Origin of the sequence: Qipengyuania aquimaris (assembly GCF_009827445.1) — a bacterium.
Taxonomy (GTDB): Bacteria; Pseudomonadota; Alphaproteobacteria; order Sphingomonadales; family Sphingomonadaceae; genus Qipengyuania; species Qipengyuania aquimaris.
The window spans coordinates 295,733-315,419 of the sequence record NZ_WTYI01000001.1 but is presented as its reverse complement, the minus strand read 5'-3'; the positions used below and the strand labels follow the sequence as shown (position 1 = coordinate 315,419).

Here is a 19,687-nt window from a genome sequence, read left to right as displayed (position 1 = left end):
TCTCGAGGGGTGAGGAAGACCCCGCCGCAGCGATGCGGCGGGGTTTTTCGTTTTCGGACCCATGGCGGCGCGCAAGCATTGTGGAATGCATGGGGAAACAATCACCGCTTCGCATGATCCTGATCCTGTTGCTTGCCGCCATCGGTTTGTCTGCGGCTCCCGTCATGGCGCAAGGCATCGCAGTTGCGGAGGATAGCGAGCCTTACGTCTACGAGGTAGAGCAACTCGAATTCGAGGCCGGGCCGACCGCGCCGCTCGATCTCGACACCCCGATGGGGCTTATGGAAAGCTTTCTCGCGGCTGGCGAAGCGGGCGACTGGGAAAGCGCCGCCGCCGGGCTCGACATGGCCAATATTGCCGGCGGCGACCCACAGGATCTGGCGGCGAAGCTGTACGATCTCGTCCATCGCTCCGTCCCAGTGGACTGGACCGCCCTGCCCGACCGCCCCGACGCGGTCGATACCGCGACCAGCAGCGAAGACCCGATGGCAGGCGTGCCGCGCCGTTCCATCACTATCGGCAGGCTGGCGCTGGACAAACGGTCGGTCCCCATCCGCATCGCCCGCGTCCAGGCCCCTGATGGGGAGCCGCTCTGGGTGTTCAGTCGCCAGACCGTCGACAATGTCCCCGCGCTCTACGAAGTCTACGGCCCGACCGCGTTCGAGGAGATGCTGCCGGCACCGTTGCGCAAGCAGGCGTTCTGGACACTGGCTTGGTGGGAGGTCATCGCCTTGCCCATCATCCTGCTGGTCGGTGCGCTGGCCGCGGCGCTGACCTATTTCGCCCTCAACAAATGGCGCAAGCGACTGGACGAGGAAACCAAGCGGCACGGTGTCGTGAGCGCGGTTCACCTGCCCGCGACGCTGCTGGCCTTTGCCGGGACCATCGCGCTCGTCAGGGAGACCTTCTTCCGCCTCTCCGGTCCGGTGCGCGACCTGCTCGACCCGCTCCAGCTCATCCTGATCGTTGCCGCCATCCTCGGCATCGCGCTCTCCGTGATCGAGGCGCTGTTCGATTTCGCCACCGATCGCCGGACGACAAAACTCGAGGCGCCCGAGAACAACGAGGACCGCAACTTCTACACCAAGCTCAGCGCGATCCGGCGGATCATTACTGCGGCGCTATTGCTGGCGGGTGCCGGCTTCCTGCTGGTGGCCAGCAATATCTCCACCACGCTGGGCTTTTCCATTATCGCGTCGGCCGGGGTAATGGGCCTCGTCCTCGTCTTCGCCGCGCGCAAGGTGCTGGGCGACATCATGGCGAGCGTCCAGATCGCCTTCGCCCAGACCGCGCGGATCGGCGATGCGGTCCATTACGATGGCCAGTGGTGCTACGTCGAGAAGATCGGCTTCACCCACTTGCGCCTGCGCACCTGGGACGAGCGCCGCGTCATCGCACCCGTCAGCGCCTTCACCAGCGAAAGCTTCGAGAACTGGACCAAGAAAGACGCGAGCCTGATGATGCATGTCGAGCTGGAACTCGACAATCGCGCCGATGTGGAGGCATTGCGCGAACCCTTCTCCCAATTCATCGAGAACGACGACGACGTCATCGATCCCGAAGATGCCGTTTGCGAAGTCATCGACCAGAATGCCAAGGCGATGGTCGTGCGCTTCATGGTCCGCGCCGTCGATCCCAAGGTCGGCTGGGCGATGCATTGCCGCCTTCGCGAACACATGCTGGCAGCAGCCTCCAGGATGGACGCGGCGGCAGGCAACGAACCCGTCCCCGCCTACATCCCGCGCGAACGCGAGGTGCGCATGGACGAGGCGGGTTAGCCCCGGCTCATGTCGTGGCTTTCGGCAGGGATCGCCACGCTAAGTCCGTCGAGGTCGTCCTCAAGCACGATCTGGCAGGAAAGCCGGCTGGTCCGGCGCACGCCTGCGGCAAGGTCGAGCATATCTTCCTCCTCCTCGCTCGCTTCGGGCAGCCGGTCGAACCATTCCGCATCGACGACCACATGACAGGTGGAACAGGCCATCTGCCCTTCGCACGTACCTTCCAGCGGCATGCCTGCCGCCTGCGCCACGCGCAGCAGGCTGTCGTCCGCATTGCCTTCGGCTTCCACCCGCTTGCCCTCGGTAGTGTGAAAAACGACCTTCATAGCGATCCCTGCGCCTGTGCTGCCTCGTTGATGATGCGGCCTGCTTCCTCGATTTCTTCGAGTGTGGTGTAGCGCCCGAAGCCGAGCCGGATGGACGCCTTGGCGAGCTTTTTCGGCAGGCCGATCGCTTCGAGCACATGGCTGGTGCGCCCCGACCCGCTCGCGCAGGCGGACCCTGCCGAAAACATCACGTTGCGGCACTCGCTCATCAACCGGCCCACATCGAGGCCGCCGCCATTGGGGCCGCGCGGACGAATATTGAGGTTGCCATGATAGCGCGCTTCGGCACTGCCGTTGAGTTCCCACTTGTCGAAGATCTCGGTCGCCCGCTTCCAGAGCTTCTGCACGTGCTCGGCATCCTGCTCCATGCGGTCCTTGGCTTCCGCAGCGGCAGCGCCCATTCCCGCAATCAGCGCGGGCGAGAGCGTGCCGGAGCGTAGGCCGAATTCCTGTCCGCCGCCGGTCTGGACTTCGTGCAAATCGACCCCGTCGCGCACCCACAAGGCACCCACGCCTTTCGGCCCGTGGAACTTATGCGCGCTGATGGCGATCATGTCTGCGCCGGTAACTTCTATCTTGCCATAGGCCTGCACCGCATCGCACAGGTAGAGCGCGTTGTTCTCCTTCGCCTTGCGGTGCCACTCGACCGTGGGCTGGATCACACCGATCTCGTTATTGACCTGCATGAGGCAGACCAGCCGGGTATCCTGCGGCAGGTCCTGCTTGGTGTTGCACTGTCCGTCCTTGGCGACGTTCAGCACATGGCACTTGCCCGCATCCTTCGCGGTATCGAGCACGGCGGAATGTTCGATGGCGGACACGCTGACGGTTCCGCCACCCCCGTCCCTTGCCCGCGTGCCGCGAATGGCGAGGTTGAGCGCCTCGGTCGCGCCGGAGGTGAAGATCACCTTCCCGCCTGCCGGAAACAGAGCCGCCACCTGGTCGCGCGCGAATTCGATCGCGGCCTTGGCCTCGCGGCCGATCTTGTGCGGGCTGTGCGCATTGCCGAATCCGGTGCCGCCCGGCCCGTCGAGCCAGCGCATCATGGCATCGCGCGCTTCGGAGGCGAGCGGGGTCGTGGCCTGGTAGTCAAGGTAGATCATGCCGCTACCTGCGCCGGGCAAAGGCGACGAAGTTTACACCCTGTCACCCGCTCGGAATGCCTCAAGACGCCCGGAATTGCGGGATTTTTCGCACGAGCCACCAGGGTGACACCTTGCTGCCTTGTGCGCAGGAGAACTGAATTCATCATGGATCGGATCGTGGCCCGTCGTTCCGGAGTAGGAAAGGGATTGGCGGCGCAGGCAGTCGCGATGAACGTCATGCCTTCGCCAATTCAAGCCATACCTCGCAGAAGCGTTCCACTTCTTCGCGGGTGGTGTTCCAGCCGAAACTGGCGCGAATGGTGCGATCGGCCACCTCGGGTTCGACCTGCATGGCCTGGAGGACGTGGCTGGTCTTCATCGTGCCGCTTGAACAGGCGCTGCCTTGCGAGACCGAGATGCCCGCCATGTCGAAGCGCATGACCTGCGCGCTGCCGCTCATCTTGGGCATGGCGATGGCGCGGATATAGGGCGTGGGGTCCGAAAGGCGGTCGGAGAGCCACGTGCCGCCCAGCTCGCGGCATTCCTGTGCGAGCTGGTCGAGCGGTTTGAGGATGGCCGGGTCGAAATAGGGATCGTCGCAAGCCTCCAGCGCCGCCGCCATGCCGAGCACGCCGGGCAGGTTCTCGGTGCCGCGACGATAGCCACGCTCCTGACCGCCAGCCGGCTCGAGCATGGCAAAATCCTTCAAAAGAAGTGCGCCGACGCCAATGGGGCCGCCGAATTTGTGCGCGGAGATGATCGCCATATCGCACGGCAGTAGTGTCAGCTTACCTTCCGACTGGGCTGCATCGGACAGTAACAATCCTCCAGCATCGGTCACATATTGGTGGATGATGTCGACGACTTGCCGATTTCCGGTCTCGGAGTTGACCTGCTGTACTGCTACCAGTGGCCGCTCACGATCGATAGCCTCCTGCAGGACTTTAAGGTCGAGCTGACCATCGTCCAAGACAGGCAGCCTCTCGGCATCGGGGGCAGCCTTGAGGATTGCATCATGTTCCACCGCCGACACCAGCCGTGCTCCAGCTTTCGCGTGACCCAATGCCAGCGCCGCCGCCTCGCTCGCGCCGGAGGTGAAAATCACCTCCCCCTCCCAGCCGAGCGCCTGTTTCACCCGCTCGCGGGCATCTTCCAGCGCGGCGCGGGCCTTGCGTCCCTCGGCATGCGGACTGCTCGGATTGGCCCAGAGGTCGAAGCCTTCGTCCATTGCGGCGCGCGCTTCGGGGCGCAGCGGCGTGGTGGCGGCATGATCGAGATAAATTCGTGTCTTGACGGGACGTGCTCAATATAATTGCGATTTCGCAGCGAAACCCTATATAGCGCGCAACCTCGCGCAAGCCATATCCGGCCTGCGCCATCGAAAATTTCCGACAGGGTACACCTCCCCATGCCGACCGTGATCTTTCCCGGCCCCGAAGGCCGCCTCGAAGGCCGTTTCTCTCCCGCACCGCGTCCGCGCGCGCCCGTGGCGATGATCCTCCACCCGCACCCGCAGGGCGGCGGCACCATGAACGAGCAGATCACGCAGCGGCTCTACAAGACCTTCGTCAATCGCGGCTTTGCCACCCTGCGCTTCAATTTCCGCGGCGTCGGCCGCAGCCAGGGCAGCTTCGACAACGGCATCGGCGAATTGTCCGATGCGGCGAGCGCGCTCGACTGGGTGCAGCAGGTCCATCCCGATGCATCGGTCACCTGGGTTGCAGGCGTAAGCTTCGGCTCGCTGATCGGCATGCAGCTGCTCATGCGCCGCCCGGAAATCCGCGGCTGGATCAGCATCGGTGCTCCTGCCAGCATGTATGATTTCTCGTTCCTGGCACCCTGCCCCGCCAGCGGCATCTTCATCCACGGCGCGCAGGACACGGTCGTACAGCCGGGCGCGGTCACCAAGCTCGTCGAAAAGCTGCGCACGCAAAAGCACATCACCGTGCACCACGAAGAAATCCCGCGTGCGAACCACTTCTTCGAGAACGAGCAAGAAGAGCTGATGAAGTCGGTCGACAACTACCTCGACTTCCGCCTCGATCCGAGCTGCCCGATCAAGTGATCCGGTGACGGGCGCCATTCGTTTGGCGCCCTCAATCGTCTGAAAATTCATACCTTTCCCGACCGCGCGGGTCCCCTCGCCTTGGGCTCCGAATCCGTGCGCCTTGCCTTTTTGGTGTAATGTTGTAACATTGCAGATTGGAGTCGCAAGGAGAGGAAAGACTATGGCTTATGCAGATAGCAGGAAGGCATCGCCGGCCGGCATGGTTGCCGCCATCGGCGTGCAGGCCGCCATCGGTTTCGCCGTCATTACCGGCCTGACCGTCACGGCAGGCATTATCGAGAAGGATGACATCGTCACGGCGATCAACGTAAAGACCGATCCGCCGCCTCCGGCCCCGCCTCCGCCCGAACCGGCCACCGATGCCGTGCCGGAGGTCGCCACGACCCCGCCCATCACGGTGCCGCAGCCCGACCTGTCGCTGTCGGACATCAAGCCGGTCATCCCGACGACCGAGCTGATTCTGCCGCCGCAGCCCATGCCGAAGCCCGGCCCGACCAAGCTCGATCCGGTGCCCTCGCCCACGCCGAGCGGCTTCGATCCGGTCGGCGCCAAGCCGCGCAACGACCCGGGCCGCTGGCTAAGCGACCGCGACTACAAGTCGAGCTGGGCGCGCCGCGATTTGACCGGCACCGCCACGTTCAAGCTCGATATCTCGGCGACCGGCAATGTTACGGGTTGCCAGTTGACCCGCTCCACCGGTCATTCCGAACTCGATGCCGCAACCTGCGTGCTGGTCCAGAAACGCGCGAAGTTCGAGCCCGCCCGCGGTCGTTCGGGCGAGCCGGTCGCGGGAAGCTATACCGGCTCCGTCCTCTGGCAGCTGCCCGACTGAGCCTCCCGATCGGGCAGCGTCAGCGAGAGCCCCGTTCGACCTTGTCGAGCGGGGCTTCTCCGTCTGCGGTGGGCACCGTCCAGATCATCACGTTGACGACGGCGATAATCGCCAACAGCACCATCAGGCCCGCGTTCTTGAGATTACCGGTCCGCTTCCACAGCATCCACGCGCCGAAGACCAGCAGGGCCGCAGCAAGGACTGTTAGCGATAGAACTGTGTCTAGCATCATTTCCCCGAAATTCGATTGGTTCATCCGGCGTTTAGCGGCGGAACGTCAGGACGTCTTCACCGTTTAACAAATGTGTAGTCAGTTTGGCTGCTTCAAAACTTATAAAGGGGATAACTCGATGGGAATTTTCAGCAAGATCAAGGACGCGATTTTCGGCAAGGAAGCCAAGGCGCAGGAAGCGCCGCCCGCGACCACCCCTACCGGCGTACCCCCGCAGCAGGACCAGAGCGTGCCCATGGTCAATGTCGAGAACAGCCTCGATTCCATGCCGGGTGCGGATCGCCTCAACTGGCGCACCAGCATCGTCGACCTGATGAAACTCATCAATGTCGATTCCAGCTATGAAAATCGCAAGGCGCTGGCGCAGGAACTCGGCCGCGCCGATTACAGCGGCACAGCGGAAGACAACATCTGGCTGCACCGCCGCACCATGCAGGAATTGTCGGCCAATGGCGGCCGCGTCCCGCCCGAATTCCTCGATTGATTTGACAAGGTGAGCGCGGCGGCCCCAAACCGCCGCGCATGACCACCCAAACCTTTGAAACCACCCGCCGCCGGTTCATCGCAGGACTTGGCGCGACCAGCGCTCTCACCCTCGGCGGATGCGCCGCGATCCCCCGGCCCGAAGGCATTTCGGCGGCCCAGGCCATCGGCGCCGAACGCCTGCTGGAAGTCGTCGGCTACAACCTCCTCGGCCATGAACCGGAGCGCGCCACAGGACTTGGCGTCGATACCGGCCAATACGCGCACCTGCGCGGCAAGCTCGAAGACCAGTCGCCCGCGGGCCAACAGGCCTACGCCTCGACCCTCAAGCAGGATCTCGAACGCGTCCGCGCCTTCCCGCGTGACGGCCTCGACAGCGAAAACCTGACCAATCTCGAAGTCGTCGAAAGCGCCTACGAACTCGCGCTCGACGGCTTTGCCTTGCCCTATGGCGATACGCCGGTCGGCAATTGGCGGACCGCTCCCTATGTCGTCATCCAGAACGTGGGCGAATATCTCGCGCTTCCGCGCTTCATGCAGTCCAGCCACAATGTCGAGGACGGCGACGGTGCCGACGCCTATATCGAGCGCATGGAGCAGATGCCGTCGGTCTTCGACGGTGAACTCGCCCGCATTCGCGCGGCGCGCGGGATGGGGGTCGTTCCGCCCGCCTTCCTGCTCGACAAGGCGATCGGCCAGATGGAACAGACCATCGCCAGCGCCGGCAAGGGCGAGCTTTTCGCAGACGATCTGCGCGCCAAGCTCAATGCCAAGGGCATGCCCGAAAGCCACGCCAACCGCGCGCTGACACTGGAAACCGGTCCGATTGCCGAGGCGCTCCAACGCCAGCTTGCCGAACTGCGCGCCGAACGCGCCGTCGCCAGCGATGCGCCGGGCATTTCCGCCCGCCCCCGCGGCGAGGAATTTTACGCCTGGGCCCTGCGTTCGAGCACGACCACGACGCTCACCCCCGACGAGGTGCACAACCAGGGCCTCGAAGAACTTGATGCGCTGCATGCGCGCATGGACCCGATCCTGCGCGAGATCGGCTATACCAGCGGTTCGGTGGGCGAGCGGATGCAGGAACTGGGCAACGACCCGCGCTACAAGTTCGCAGAAGGCGATCCCGGCCGCGAAGAGATCATGGAGTTCATCTGGGACCGGGTGAACTGGATCAAGGCCCAGATGCCGCGTGCCTTCAACACGCTGGTCGACCCGAACATGGAAGTGAAGCGCATCCCGCCGGCCGAAGAAGTTGGCGCGCCGGGCGCCTATGGCGGCGCCGGCAGCAAGGACGGCTCCATCCCGGGCCGCTTCTGGATCAATCTGCGAGACACCGATTTGCACCGCAAATACGACCTCGCCGACCTCACCTATCACGAGACGATCCCCGGCCACGTCTGGGAAGGCGAATATTCCAATCGCCTGCCGCTCATCCGCTCGATCCTGGCCTTCAATCCGTTCAGCGAAGGGTGGGCGCTCTATGGCGAGCAAATGGCCGATGAACTGGGCGCCTACGACGAATTTACGGTTGGCCGCCTCGGTTACCTGCAAAGCCTCGCCTTCCGTGCGTGCCGTATGGTGGTAGACACCGGCCTTCACGCCAAGGGCTGGAGCCGCGAACGTGCGGTCCGGTTCTTCGTCGAACGTAATGGTAGCAAGCGCGGCGAAGTCGAAAGCGAGGTCGATCGCTATTGCAGTTGGCCCGGTCAGGCGACCGGCTACAAGCTCGGCCACAGCCGCATCGTCGACCAGCGTTCGCGCGCAGAGAGTGAACTCGGGAGCCGATATGACTTCAAGGCGTTCAACGATGCAGTGATCCTGGGCGGCAATGTGCCGATGGATGTGCTGGAGCGGAATGTGGAGCGCTATATCGCGTCCGCTTCCGCCTAGATCCGGAGTTGAACGAAGGGCCTGATGGAACAGATCGGCGAAAACCTGGAGACGATGCCGCGCGTTCCACTGGCCGACGATCACGTCGCCTGCCTGCGCGAACTTGGCACCGAGCGATCTTACGACAAGGGCGCTATGGTGGCCGAGGCAGGCGACGCGATGGACCGTTTCGTCTACGTGCTCGACGGGGAAATCGAGGTCGTCGATCCGTTTTCCGGGGACCGCCTGATGGACAGCTCGCTCGGCCCGACGCAGTTCATGGGGGAGATCGCCTTCCTTAATGCGGGATCGCATACGTTGCCAATGCGCGCCGCGAAGGACACGCGCACGCTCGAGGTCCCGCGCGAGGAGATGCTGGACCTCATGTCGCGCATCCCGGAATTATCGGACCACGTGCTGAGCGTATTCGCTGCCCGCAGGCGCAAGCAGTTCGAGGGCAACAACAGCGCGATCAAGCTGATCGGCGCCGACCAGGATGCCGCCGTGCAATCGGTCGAACGCTTTCTTAGCCGCAACCGCGTCCCCTTCCAGACGCTGGACCTCGACGGCGATGACGACGAGGCGCTTGCAGCGTGTCGCCTCGTTGAACACCGCCCGGCGGTTATCCTCGGCCAGGACCGGGTGATCGATGATCCAAGCCCGCGCAAGATGGCCCAATATCTCGGCCTCGACATGGATGTCTGCCGCGAGACGGTTTACGACCTGCTGATCGTCGGCGCGGGACCTGCGGGCGTGGCAGCCGCAGTCTATGCCGGAAGCGAAGGGCTGCAGGCACTTGTGGTGGAAGACACAGCGATCGGCGGACAGGCCGGCACCAGCAGCCGCATCGAAAACTACATGGGTTTCCCGACCGGTATCAGCGGCTCCGATCTCGTCTATCGCGGACAGATCCAGGCAATGAAGTTCGGCACGCGCTTCGCCATGCCGCGCCAGGTCTGCGGATTGGTCCGCCGCGAGGACGGCACGTTTTGCGCCGATCTCGACGATTGCGACCAGGTGTGCGCGAAAACCGTGCTGGTCGCGACCGGCGTCCAGTATCGCCGCCTCCCCCTCGACCGGCTGGCCGAGTTCGAGAGCAAGGGCATTTTCTACGCAGCCACCGATATGGAAGCGCGGTTTTGTTCGAACACCGAAGCGGTCGTGATCGGCGGTGGCAATTCGGCGGGGCAGGCAGCGATGTATCTCAGCCGCACCGCGCGCCACGTCCATATCGTCGTACGCGGAGACAGCCTTGCCGACAGCATGTCCAAATATCTGACTGACAGGCTCGTGGCCGACCCGGCGATCACGATCCATTACCAGACCGAGGCAAGCGCGCTGCATGGCGAGGATCACCTCGAGGCCGTGACGCTCAGCGGCCCCGATGGCGATGAGGAGATCGCGACCAGGGCCCTGTTCATCATGATCGGCGCTGCGCCGAATACGCAATGGCTATCGGACCTCGCCAAGACCAACGAGCAAGGCTTCGTCCTTTCCGGAGACGATGCCGGGCGCAGTTCCCCTTACGAAACCAGCGCCGACGGGATTTTTGCCGTGGGCGATGTACGCGCCGGGTCCGTCAAACGGGTCGCCAGTGCCGTCGGCGAAGGCTCCGTCGTGGTCAGTCGCATCTGGAACTATATCGACGGACTGTCGAGGAAACAGCCCGCCGACTAGGTGTTACCGCGCGGCAAGTCCGCCGACGATCGAGCCGAGAATACCGCCAAGGCCGCCGCCCTGCTGGGCGCTGCCGCCACCAGCCTGTTTGGCCATGTAACCGGCGACCGCCATCGCGAGGATCGGCAGCATCTTTTTGAGCAGGTTTTCATCGAGCCCGGTGATGGCCGAGACTTCGCTGGCGACACCGCGGCTGGTCTCCTTGCCGCCGAAGATCGTGCCGAGGATGTCGTTACCCTTGCCGGTATCGGTCGGACCGCCACCAAGGACGGATTCCAGCAGGCCGCCACCGCCGAGGCCGCCAATGATACTGCCAAGCCCGCCGAGGCCCGACGATCCGGCCGTTGTGCGTCCCATGCCGGCGACGATGGCCGGCAGCAGGGCACCTGCACCGGTACGGGCGGTCTGCTCGTCGATGTTCAGCTCGCGTGCCATGCTGGCAATCGCGCCGCTGTCCTGAAGCATTCTGGCGAGGCTCATAACTAATCTCCCTTTCGAATCGAATTCCTACCCTGCGCCGCCGGGCGCGATTTTCCTAGTCCGCGACTGAATTATTCGCGCCGGCTGTCATGCAGCAGTCAACGTGTTTTGCGGAGAAACTTCGAAAGGGATGTTGCCTTCACAAGTATATATATTAGTTTCACTCCCAACTGGAGGGACTAAATGAAGTATTGGGTCGCTATTCTGGCGCTTCTCGCGCTTTCCTCGCCTGCGCGCGCGGATTGGTACGAAGCATCGAGCGAGCATTTCGTCATCTATGCCGATGACAGGGAAAAGGACATTCGCCGGTTTGCGGAGAACCTTGAACGCTATCATTCGGCAATGGCGTTCGTGCTCAACAAGCAATTGGAGGCCCCCAGTCCTTCCAGCCGCGTGGTTATCTTCGTGGTCGGCGGCCAGCGCGACATCCGCGAACTGGCAGGCACAGAGAGCAAGACAATCGCCGGTTTCTATGTCCCGAGGGCAGGCGCTTCGCGGGCGTTCGTACAGGATATCCGCAACAAGAAAGGGTATCCCAGCTTTTCGACCACCGTCCTGCTGCACGAATATGCGCACCACTTCCTGATCTCCACCACCCGCTTCGCGATGCCGCGCTGGATGAGCGAAGGCGCGGCAGAATTTTTCGCTGCGGCGAGTTTCAACGGAAACGGGACAGTCCAGATCGGGCGGCCGGCGCAGCATCGCGGTATGGAATTGGCTCACGCCGACGAAGTGACGGTTGAGCAACTGCTCGACCAGGAACTTTACGAAAGCACGCGTCGAGGCCGGTACGACGCGTTCTACGGTCGCAGCTGGGCACTGTATCACATGCTCACCTTCAGCGACGAACGCAGCGGCCAGCTGGGTGAATACTGGCTGCAGGTCGCACGCGGCACGCCCTCCATCGAGGCCGGCCGCGCCGTATTCGGCGATCTCGATGAGCTTGATCGCGAACTCGACAATTACCTCAGGCAAAAACGCATGATGAACTTCGTCCTGCAGCCGGACATGATCCAGATTGCCCCGGTCTCCATTCGCAAGCTGTCGGAAGGGGAAGAGGCCATCATGAGCGTACGCATGCGTTCGCAGCGCGGGGTCGACGACGAAACGGCGCAGACAGTTGTCGCAGACGCGCGCGCTGTCGCTGCGCAATATCCTGATGACGCAGGCGTGCTCACAGCGCTGGCCGAAGCGGAGTTTGATGCTGGCAACGACGATGCCGCCATTGCGGCCGCCGATGCTGCGATCACACTCGATGCATCGCGCAAGAATGCCTATGTGCAAAAAGGCTATGCGCTATTCCGCAAGGCGGAAGAGGCCGATGACGAAGATGCCGCGTTCAAGGCGGCGATGATACCGTTCAGCCAGCTGAATGCGCTGGAGAACGACCATCCGCTCCCGCTGATCTACTTCTACCGCAGCTTCATCCAGCGCGGCGCAATGCCGAGCGAAAACGCACGGCACGCCTTGGCGCGCGCATACGAACTGGCCCCCTTCGACAAGAACCTGGGGATGAGTTTGGGCCTGATGTATGCAGGCGATGGGCAGATTACGCGCGCCATGAATACCCTGCGCCCGCTCTCGTCCGATCCGCATGGCGGCGGGCTGGTGCGAGCGGCGAAGCGCTATCTTGGCCAGCTCCAGCACGCGTCGGAAGGAGAGCCCTGGTGGCCTTCGGCGATCGATGCCGATGTCCCCATGCTCGACGAAAGCGCGGACGAGGACTGATCGCACCCCAAAATGAAAACCCCCGGGCCGCGTTTGATCGCGGCCCGGGGGCTCTCCTCTCCAACTGTGGGAACCGTCAGGCGGCAGCAGGTGCCGCGTCGCGCACGCCCTGGTCGACATGGGCTGCGAAGGGTTCGAAATTGTCCACGAACAGCTGCACGAGCTTGGTGGCGGTGCGGTCGTATTCGTCCTTATCGTCCCAGGTGGAACGCGGATCGAGGATCTGGCTGTCGACGCCCGGGACCGCGATCGGCACTTCGAAGCCGAAGTTCGGGTCCTTGCGGAATTCCGCTTCGTTGAGGCTACCGTCGAGCGCCGCGTTGAGCAGGGCGCGAGTTGCCTTGATCGGCATGCGGTTGCCGGTGCCGTACTTGCCGCCGGTCCAGCCGGTGTTGACCAGCCAGCACTGCGCGCCGCCTTCGGCGATACGCTTCTTGAGCAGGTTTCCGTAGACCGACGGGTGGCGCGGCATGAAGGGCGCACCGAAGCAGGTCGAGAACGTCGCTTCGGGTTCGGTCACGCCGATTTCGGTCCCGGCTACCTTCGCGGTGTAGCCCGACAGGAAGTGATACATCGCCTGGTCGGGCGTAAGGCGCGCGATCGGAGGCAGGACGCCGAAGGCATCGGCCGTCAGCATGATCACATTGCTGGGCGGCGGGCCCATGTTGTCGTCCGACGTGTTCGGGATCGAGGACAGTGGATAGGCGCCGCGGGTGTTTTCGGCGAGCGTGTTGTCGTCGAGATCGATTTCGCCGTCATCGTCCATCACCACGTTTTCGAGGACGGTGCCCTCCATGCGCGTGGTGGCGTAGATTTCGGGTTCTGCTTCGGGGTTGAGGCGGATCATCTTGGCGTAGCAGCCGCCTTCGAAGTTGAAGACCGCCGTGTCCGACCAGCCATGCTCGTCATCGCCGATCAGCGTGCGGCTGGCGTCGGCCGACAGCGTGGTCTTGCCGGTACCGGACAGGCCAAAGAACACCGCGCTCTTGCCGTCGGGGCCGATGTTGGCCGAGCAGTGCATCGGCATCACGCCCTTGGGCGGCAGCAGGTAGTTGAGAATGCCGAACACGCTCTTCTTCATTTCGCCAGCATATTTGGTGCCGCCGATGAGGATCAGCTTTTCTTCGAGATTGACCGCGATCACCGTCTCGCTGCGACAGCCGTGACGCTCGGGGTCCGCCTTGAAGCTCGGCAGGTCGACGATGGTGTATTCGGGGACGAAACCTTCGAGTTCGGCTTCGGTCGGGCGCACCAGCAGGGTGCGGATGAACTGGTTGTGCCAGGCGAGCTCGTTGATGACGCGTACGTTGACGCGGTATTCCGGCTGCGAACCGCCGAACAGGTCGGCCACGAACAGCTCTTCCTTGTCGGCCAGCGCCGCCATGAAATCCTGTTTCAGGGCAGCGAAATGTTCCGGCTTCATCGAGGCGTTGTTGTCCCACCAGACCGTGTCTTCGGTTTCGGCGTTGCGGACGATGAACTTGTCCTTCGCGCTGCGGCCGGTGTGTTTGCCGGTCTGCACGACCAGCGGGCCGTGCTTGGCGCGGCGACCTTCGCCCCGCTCGAGCGCGGCTGCGGTCAGTTCTTCGGAGGTGAGATTGGGATGGATCGTCGCATCGATCTCGAAGCCCTGCGAGGCAAGCGAGGTGGAAAGCGGAAAGGTCACTGAAATCTCCAGCGCTGGTGAGCGGAATGTGTCCGGGAATCGCTGGCGCATACGAATGCGCCGCCCTTACCGATCCTTTAGTCCCGCCCTGCCGCAACGTCAAACGACCATCGGCCAGGAATGCCCAGAACGTGTGCGGCGTGCGTTGTCTTGCGTAAGGAAAAGCGTTACCCGACACAAACCATGGAAAACCAAGGCGAACAGGCCACCGCCCCGCAGGGCGCCACACCGCAGGCGGACGACCGCACGACCATTGCGCTGGTCGATGACGATCGCAACATCCTGACAACAGTTTCTATCGCGCTGCAGGCAGAAGGTTTTGCCACGCGCGTTTATTCCGACGGCGAAGCCGCGCTGACGGCGCTGCTCGACAATCCGCCGGACCTCGCGATTTTCGACATCAAGATGCCCAAGATGGACGGGATGGAATTGCTGCGCCGCCTGCGCGAAAACTCCGCCCTTCCCGTCATCTTCCTGACCAGCAAGGACGACGAGCAGGACGAGGAAGCCGGCCTCCAGATGGGCGCAGACGATTACATCGCCAAACCTTTCTCGCTGCGTCTTCTGCTGGCACGCATCCGCGCGATCCTGCGCCGCTCGGATGCACGGCGCCCCCTGCCGCTCGAAGTCGGGGAAAAAGCCGCCGAAATTATCGAGCGCGGTCGCCTTCGCATGGATCCTGCCCGCCATCATGTCACCTGGGACGGCAAGCCGGTGTCGCTGACCGTGACTGAGTTCCTGCTGCTGGAGGCACTCGCGCTGCATCCGGGCGTCATCAAGAGCCGCAACCAGCTGATGGATGCCGCCTATCCCGACGACACCTATGTCGACGATCGTACCGTAGACAGCCATATCAAGCGCATGCGGCGCAAGTTCCGCAGCGTGGACAATGATTTCTCCTCGATCGAAACGCTTTATGGCGCGGGCTACAGCTTCAGCGATGGCTGAGAAGGGCAGCGTCCTCAAGGGCGATCCACGACTTGAGAAACTGCGCTGGTCGCGCCGCCTTTCGCTCACCAGCCGCATCCTGTTCGTGAACGTCCTGCCGCTGGTGCTCCTTGGCGGCGGCGTCCTCTATCTCGACAGCTATCGCAAGCAATTGCTGGACGAGCGGTTCAAGCTCGCCCTGGTCGAAGCGCAGATCACCGCCGAAGCGCTGGCAGGCGCCACGGTACAGCGCCAGGAAGCGCTGCTGATCCAGATCGGCAAGGAACAGCGCCTGCGCCTCAGGGTCTATGGCCCGGGGGGAGAGCTGGAATCGGACAGCTTCAAGCTGGCACCGCCCAGCTTCGACCTCCCTGAACCGGCCGAGGTCGATCAAAGGGATATCGCCTACCGGATGGACCGGTGGTTCGACCGGATCGTCGGCGCGCCCGCCCTGCCCGACTATGTCGACCCGGAAAGCGACGAAGCGTCGGCCTGGCCCGAATTGGTCCGCGCGCGCGAAGAAAGCCTGACGCAAATCGTCTTGCGCGACGCTCCGGACGGCACACATGTCATCAACGCGGCCGCGCCGGTCGGGCTGGATGGCGACACCTTGCTGCTGACCCGCAATCCCGTCGACATCACCGAAAGCGTACGCGCCGCCCGCAGCACGGTTGCAGTAATCGTATTGCTGTTCCTGCTGGTTTCGACCCTGCTGTCGTTCTTCCTCGCACAGACGATCGTGCGTCCCTTGCGTCAACTCGTCCAGGCTGCGGTGCGCGTGCGCCAGGGCCGTGATCGCGCGGTGGAGGTCCCCCGCCTGCCCGAGCGCCGCGACGAGATCGGGATGCTGGCGCGCTCTATCTCGGACATGACCGGCGCCCTGAGGCATCGCATTGACGCGGTGGAAAGCTTTGCTGCCGACGTGGCGCACGAGATCAAGAACCCGCTTGCCAGCCTGCGCAGCGCGACCGAGAGCCTCGCCAAGGTCGACGACCCCGAATTGCGCGCCCAACTGCTCGATATCGCGACCCATGATGTCCGCCGGATCGACCGACTGGTCACCGAGATTTCAGACGCCAGCCGGATTGACGCCGAACTCTCGCGCGCAGAATTCGAGCCCGTCGATCTCGATACGCTCGTGCGCAATATTGTCGCCAGCCGCGAAGAGCGGGGCGAGAACGAAGGGCGCTCTGTCGAAATCCATGCCGAGGGCGGATCCTACACCATCATGGGCGTCGCAATGCGTCTTGAAAGGGTGATCGAGAACCTGCTGGACAATGCCGTGTCATTCTCGCCAGAGGATGCCCCGATCACGGTCCGCCTTTCACGGCGCGAAGGCATCATAGACCTTGCCGTAGAAGACTGCGGGCCGGGCATCCCGGAAGAAAAGCGCGAGAAAGTCTTTCACCGCTTCCATTCCGATCGGCCGGAAGGCGAGGATTTCGGCAATCACTCCGGCCTCGGCCTCGCCATCGCGCGCACCATTGCCGAAGCGCATGACGGGACCCTGCATGCAGAGATGCGGCCCGGCGGCGTGCAAGGCGCCTGTCTTGTGCTCAGCCTTCCCGCCGCGCGGTGAGCGAAGCGCTCTTCAATGTAAGCTGCGTGTGCCTCGGCGGGCGCGCGATCCTGATCAGCGGGGCGCCGGGAAGTGGGAAGACGTCGCTTGCCTTGGCTCTTATCGATCGCGGGGCCGAATTGATCGGCGACGATGGCATATCTCTGCGCCTTTCGGACGGTATCGTGATCGCCGGTCCTCCCCCCGAAACCACCGGCCAGATCGAAGTCCGCAATGTCGGTATCGTCGAGCTTCCAACCACGACTGCTCCAATCGCGCTGGTGTTGGACCTCAATGACAAAGCGGCGCGCTTCCCCCTTGAAGATAAGCATCGCAAGATACTCGGTATCCCAATTCCGCTGGTGGAATTCAGGCCGGGTGACGCCATCCAGGCCCTGCGCGCGCAATACGCGTTGGATAAACACGGGTTGAGGGTTCCATACCGTTCGGATGGCGGTGCTAAGAAGGCGCGATGAGCGACGACTCGCAAAAGCAACGCGTACTACTGGTCACCGGCCTTTCCGGTGCGGGCAAGAGTACCGCTTTGCAGGTCCTGGAAGACCTGGGGTGGGAAGCGATCGACAATTTTCCGATCCGTCTCCTCTCCGGTCTGGTCGGGACCGAAAGCGACCACCCGGCACCGATTGCGATCGGCTTCGATTCGCGGACCCGCGGCTTCGTCCCGTCCGAAACCATCGATCAGTGCAAACTGCTATCCCAGCGCGATGATATCGAGCTGATGACCCTGTTCATCGACTGCTCGACCGCCGAGCTGGAACGCCGTTACAACGAGACCCGCCGGCCCCACCCCATGGCACGCGGCCGCCCGGTCGCTGGCGGGATTGCCGCCGAACGCGAGCTTCTCGAGCCGCTCCGGCGCTGGGCCGACAGCGTCATCGACACAACCGGTTTTTCGACCAACCAATTGCAACAAGTCGTCCGCGAACGCTTCGCCGACAGCGAAACGCGCGACATGACCATCACCGTGTCCAGCTTCGGCTTCGCGCGAGGCATGCCCCCGCTCGCCGACCTCGTTTTCGACATGCGTTTCCTCGACAATCCACACTGGATCGACGGCCTGCGCGAACAGACCGGCCTCGACGAAGACGTCGCGGCGCATATCTCTGCCGACCCTGCCTTCGGACCGTCTTTTGCGCGGATTTCAGACACTTTGCGCGAATTGCTGCCACGCTACGCCGCGCAGGGTCGCAGCTACCTGAACATTGCTTTCGGCTGCACCGGAGGGCGCCATCGGTCGGTCTACAGCGCCGAACGCGCAGCCGAGGTCTTGCGCGAGGCAGGATTTTCGCCCACGGTCATTCACCGAAATCTGGGAAGCCGCCCCGCCGATCCGCTCGAGCGCCGCTGATTCCCTCGCCGCATAATGGTCGACAGACAAAGCTAACACCTTCGGAAAGCACAGCACGGCTCACTTCCCATGATCGGAATGATTCTCGTTACCCACGGCAAACTGGCCGAGCATTTTATCGATGCGATGGAGCATGTCGTTGGCCGCCAGGAAGGTGTCGCCACCATCTGCATCGGCCCGAACGACGATATGGAACTCAGGCGCAAGGACATCGCCGACGCCATCGAAAAGGTCGATGACGGCGATGGCGCGATCATCCTGACAGACCTGTTCGGCGGCACACCGTCCAATCTCGCGATCTCGCTCCTCGATACCGGCCGGATCGAGGTCATCGCCGGGATCAACTTGCCGATGCTCATCCGCCTGGCAGGCGCGCGCAAGTCGATGAACGTCGTCGATGCCGTGAACGCCGCGCAAACGGCGGGCCGCAACTACATCACCGTGGCCAGCGAATTCCTCGGGCAGGAAATCGACAGCGAACGGAAGGCAAGTTGAGCGAGCTTCGCAAGACCCTCACCGTCGTCAACCAGCGCGGCCTGCATGCACGCGCCAGCGCCAAGTTCGTCGGCGCGGTCGCGGAAGTACCCGAAGGCTGTTCGGTGCGCGTCGCCAAGGGCAGTAACGAAGCGGCAGGCGGCAGCATCCTCGGTCTCATGATGCTGGGCGCGGCCAAGGGCGACACGATCGAACTCATCGTTGCGGGAAACGGTGCCGACACTGTCATGGCCGACCTGTCCGCCATGATCGAGGACGGTTTCGGAGAACCCTGACATGACGCGCGAGCGCAGCGACGCGCGCCGGATCATCACCGGCTTTTCCAATCCCACGGTCAAGGCGCTGCGCGCCCTGCGCGAAAAGAAGCACCGCAAGGCGGCGGGCAAGTTCCTCGCAGAGGGCCTCCGCCTGCTCACCGATGCGCGCGAGAGCGGGCATGTTCCGCAAACCCTCGTCCTGTCCGACAAGCGCGATCCGCACCCGCTGCTGACCGAACTGGAGCGAGCGGTCGAGGCATCGGGAGGCGAGATTATCGAAACCTCGCCCGATATCCTCGCCAAGATCACCGGCAAGGACAATCCGCAGGCGGTCGCAGGCGTCTTTGCGGAATTCGACACATCGCTTGCCGCGCTCGACCGCACCTCCGCCGATATCTGGCTGGTGGCGCAGGCGCTGCGCGATCCCGGCAATCTGGGCACTATGCTCCGCACCGCGGATGCCATTGGCGCAGGCGGCGTGATCCTGATCGACGACTGTGCCGATCCCTTCAGCGTGGAGACGGTGCGCGCCAGCATGGGCGCCATCTTCACACGCCGCGTTGCGCGAGCCGAATGGGCAGATTTCGAACAATGGCTGCGTGGCGGCGAAGGCCAGCTGGTTGCCGCCTCGCTGCGCGATGCACAGCCCTATCGCTCCGCCCCCTATGCCGCGCCTTGTTTCGTGATGGTCGGCAACGAGAGCCGGGGTCTGCCCGAAAAATACGAGATGGCCTGCGACCTTCGCGTGACCATGCCGATGAAAGGCCGCGCCGACAGCCTCAACGCCGCAGTCGCAGCCGCAGTGCTTGGCTATGAGGTGCTGGCAGCTCTCGACAGCGGAACCGCTTGATCCC

The 19,687-nt window shown here is 63.4% G+C and carries 20 protein-coding genes; 14 read left to right on the top strand and 6 right to left on the bottom strand.

Annotated features, from left to right (window positions below):
* The first annotated feature begins 89 nt into the window (after positions 1–89).
* Positions 90–1,778 (top strand): mechanosensitive ion channel family protein, encoded by a 1,689-nt coding sequence (locus tag GRI34_RS01500; protein ID WP_160594425.1) that lies wholly within the window; start codon positions 90–92, stop codon positions 1,776–1,778.
* Here the strand turns inward: GRI34_RS01500 and GRI34_RS01495 are convergent.
* The 3 genes from GRI34_RS01495 to GRI34_RS01485 all read right to left on the bottom strand — a co-directional run bounded on the left by GRI34_RS01495 (position 1,775) and on the right by GRI34_RS01485 (position 4,471).
* Positions 1,775–2,104, bottom strand: a complete 330-nt coding sequence (locus tag GRI34_RS01495) for a 2Fe-2S iron-sulfur cluster-binding protein (protein WP_160594424.1) — start codon at positions 2,102–2,104, stop codon at positions 1,775–1,777. The genes GRI34_RS01500 and GRI34_RS01495 overlap by 4 nt on opposite strands.
* Complete coding sequence (locus GRI34_RS01490) at positions 2,101–3,207, bottom strand: cysteine desulfurase family protein (RefSeq protein WP_160594423.1); 1,107 nt, start codon at positions 3,205–3,207, stop codon at positions 2,101–2,103. The genes GRI34_RS01495 and GRI34_RS01490 overlap by 4 nt, the downstream gene beginning before the upstream one ends.
* Before the next feature lie 217 nt (positions 3,208–3,424).
* Positions 3,425–4,471: a cysteine desulfurase family protein gene (locus GRI34_RS01485; RefSeq protein ID WP_160596343.1), complete on the bottom strand. Its 1,047-nt coding sequence runs from the start codon at positions 4,469–4,471 to the stop codon at positions 3,425–3,427.
* 126 nt (positions 4,472–4,597) lie between these two features.
* Between GRI34_RS01485 and GRI34_RS01480 the strand changes: the two genes are divergently transcribed.
* Both GRI34_RS01480 and GRI34_RS01475 read left to right on the top strand, forming a co-directional pair.
* Positions 4,598–5,254 (top strand): alpha/beta hydrolase, encoded by a 657-nt coding sequence (locus GRI34_RS01480; RefSeq protein WP_090482077.1) that lies wholly within the window; start codon positions 4,598–4,600, stop codon positions 5,252–5,254.
* 163 nt (positions 5,255–5,417) lie between these two features.
* Positions 5,418–6,089, top strand: a complete 672-nt coding sequence (locus GRI34_RS01475) for an energy transducer TonB (protein WP_160594422.1) — start codon at positions 5,418–5,420, stop codon at positions 6,087–6,089.
* A gap of 19 nt (positions 6,090–6,108) precedes the next feature.
* On the opposite strand, the gene GRI34_RS01470 is transcribed toward GRI34_RS01475, so the two are convergent.
* Positions 6,109–6,321 (bottom strand): hypothetical protein, encoded by a 213-nt coding sequence (locus tag GRI34_RS01470; RefSeq protein ID WP_318247367.1) that lies wholly within the window; start codon positions 6,319–6,321, stop codon positions 6,109–6,111.
* A 118-nt stretch (positions 6,322–6,439) separates the two neighbouring features.
* On the opposite strand from GRI34_RS01470, the gene GRI34_RS01465 reads away from it, so the two are divergent.
* Genes GRI34_RS01465 through GRI34_RS01455 form a run of 3 tightly spaced genes read left to right on the top strand, consistent with a single transcriptional unit; the run spans position 6,440 to position 10,353 of the window.
* Positions 6,440–6,805: a DUF3597 domain-containing protein gene (locus tag GRI34_RS01465; protein ID WP_160594420.1), complete on the top strand. Its 366-nt coding sequence runs from the start codon at positions 6,440–6,442 to the stop codon at positions 6,803–6,805.
* A gap of 38 nt (positions 6,806–6,843) precedes the next feature.
* The gene (locus tag GRI34_RS01460) at positions 6,844–8,697 is read left to right on the top strand and encodes a DUF885 domain-containing protein (RefSeq protein WP_160594419.1); all 1,854 of its coding nucleotides are present in this window, start codon (positions 6,844–6,846) and stop codon (positions 8,695–8,697) included.
* Between the two features lie 24 nt (positions 8,698–8,721).
* A complete protein-coding gene (locus GRI34_RS01455; protein ID WP_160594418.1) occupies positions 8,722–10,353 on the top strand; it encodes an FAD-dependent oxidoreductase in 1,632 nt (543 codons plus the stop codon).
* Positions 10,354–10,356: 3 nt separating this feature from the next.
* Here GRI34_RS01455 and GRI34_RS01450 read toward each other — a convergent pair whose 3' ends face one another.
* Positions 10,357–10,833: a DUF937 domain-containing protein gene (locus GRI34_RS01450; RefSeq protein ID WP_160594417.1), complete on the bottom strand. Its 477-nt coding sequence runs from the start codon at positions 10,831–10,833 to the stop codon at positions 10,357–10,359.
* Positions 10,834–11,016: 183 nt separating this feature from the next.
* On the opposite strand from GRI34_RS01450, the gene GRI34_RS01445 reads away from it, so the two are divergent.
* The gene (locus GRI34_RS01445; RefSeq protein WP_160594416.1) at positions 11,017–12,561 is read left to right on the top strand and encodes a DUF1570 domain-containing protein; all 1,545 of its coding nucleotides are present in this window, start codon (positions 11,017–11,019) and stop codon (positions 12,559–12,561) included.
* A gap of 76 nt (positions 12,562–12,637) precedes the next feature.
* On the opposite strand, the gene GRI34_RS01440 is transcribed toward GRI34_RS01445, so the two are convergent.
* Complete coding sequence (locus GRI34_RS01440) at positions 12,638–14,278, bottom strand: phosphoenolpyruvate carboxykinase (protein ID WP_160594415.1); 1,641 nt, start codon at positions 14,276–14,278, stop codon at positions 12,638–12,640.
* A gap of 132 nt (positions 14,279–14,410) precedes the next feature.
* Here GRI34_RS01440 and GRI34_RS01435 point away from each other — a divergent pair, with 132 nt between their 5' ends.
* From GRI34_RS01435 to GRI34_RS01405, 7 genes are all read left to right on the top strand, one after another.
* Positions 14,411–15,175 (top strand): response regulator transcription factor, encoded by a 765-nt coding sequence (locus GRI34_RS01435; RefSeq protein WP_100260752.1) that lies wholly within the window; start codon positions 14,411–14,413, stop codon positions 15,173–15,175.
* Positions 15,168–16,733: an ATP-binding protein gene (locus GRI34_RS01430; protein ID WP_160594414.1), complete on the top strand. Its 1,566-nt coding sequence runs from the start codon at positions 15,168–15,170 to the stop codon at positions 16,731–16,733. The genes GRI34_RS01435 and GRI34_RS01430 overlap by 8 nt, the downstream gene beginning before the upstream one ends.
* Positions 16,730–17,188, top strand: coding sequence for an HPr kinase/phosphorylase (locus tag GRI34_RS01425; RefSeq protein ID WP_160594413.1), 459 nt, complete (start codon positions 16,730–16,732; stop codon positions 17,186–17,188). Before GRI34_RS01430 ends, GRI34_RS01425 begins: the two co-directional genes overlap by 4 nt.
* The gene (gene rapZ, locus GRI34_RS01420) at positions 17,185–18,081 is read left to right on the top strand and encodes an RNase adapter RapZ (protein ID WP_160594412.1); all 897 of its coding nucleotides are present in this window, start codon (positions 17,185–17,187) and stop codon (positions 18,079–18,081) included. The genes GRI34_RS01425 and rapZ overlap by 4 nt, the downstream gene beginning before the upstream one ends.
* A 69-nt stretch (positions 18,082–18,150) precedes the next feature.
* On the top strand, positions 18,151–18,576 hold the full coding sequence (locus tag GRI34_RS01415; RefSeq protein WP_100260748.1) for a PTS sugar transporter subunit IIA: 426 nt from the start codon (positions 18,151–18,153) through the stop codon (positions 18,574–18,576).
* The gene (locus tag GRI34_RS01410; RefSeq protein WP_160594411.1) at positions 18,573–18,851 is read left to right on the top strand and encodes an HPr family phosphocarrier protein; all 279 of its coding nucleotides are present in this window, start codon (positions 18,573–18,575) and stop codon (positions 18,849–18,851) included. Before GRI34_RS01415 ends, GRI34_RS01410 begins: the two co-directional genes overlap by 4 nt.
* A 1-nt stretch (position 18,852) precedes the next feature.
* The gene (locus GRI34_RS01405; RefSeq protein ID WP_160594410.1) at positions 18,853–19,683 is read left to right on the top strand and encodes a TrmH family RNA methyltransferase; all 831 of its coding nucleotides are present in this window, start codon (positions 18,853–18,855) and stop codon (positions 19,681–19,683) included.
* The last annotated feature ends 4 nt before the right edge of the window (positions 19,684–19,687 follow it).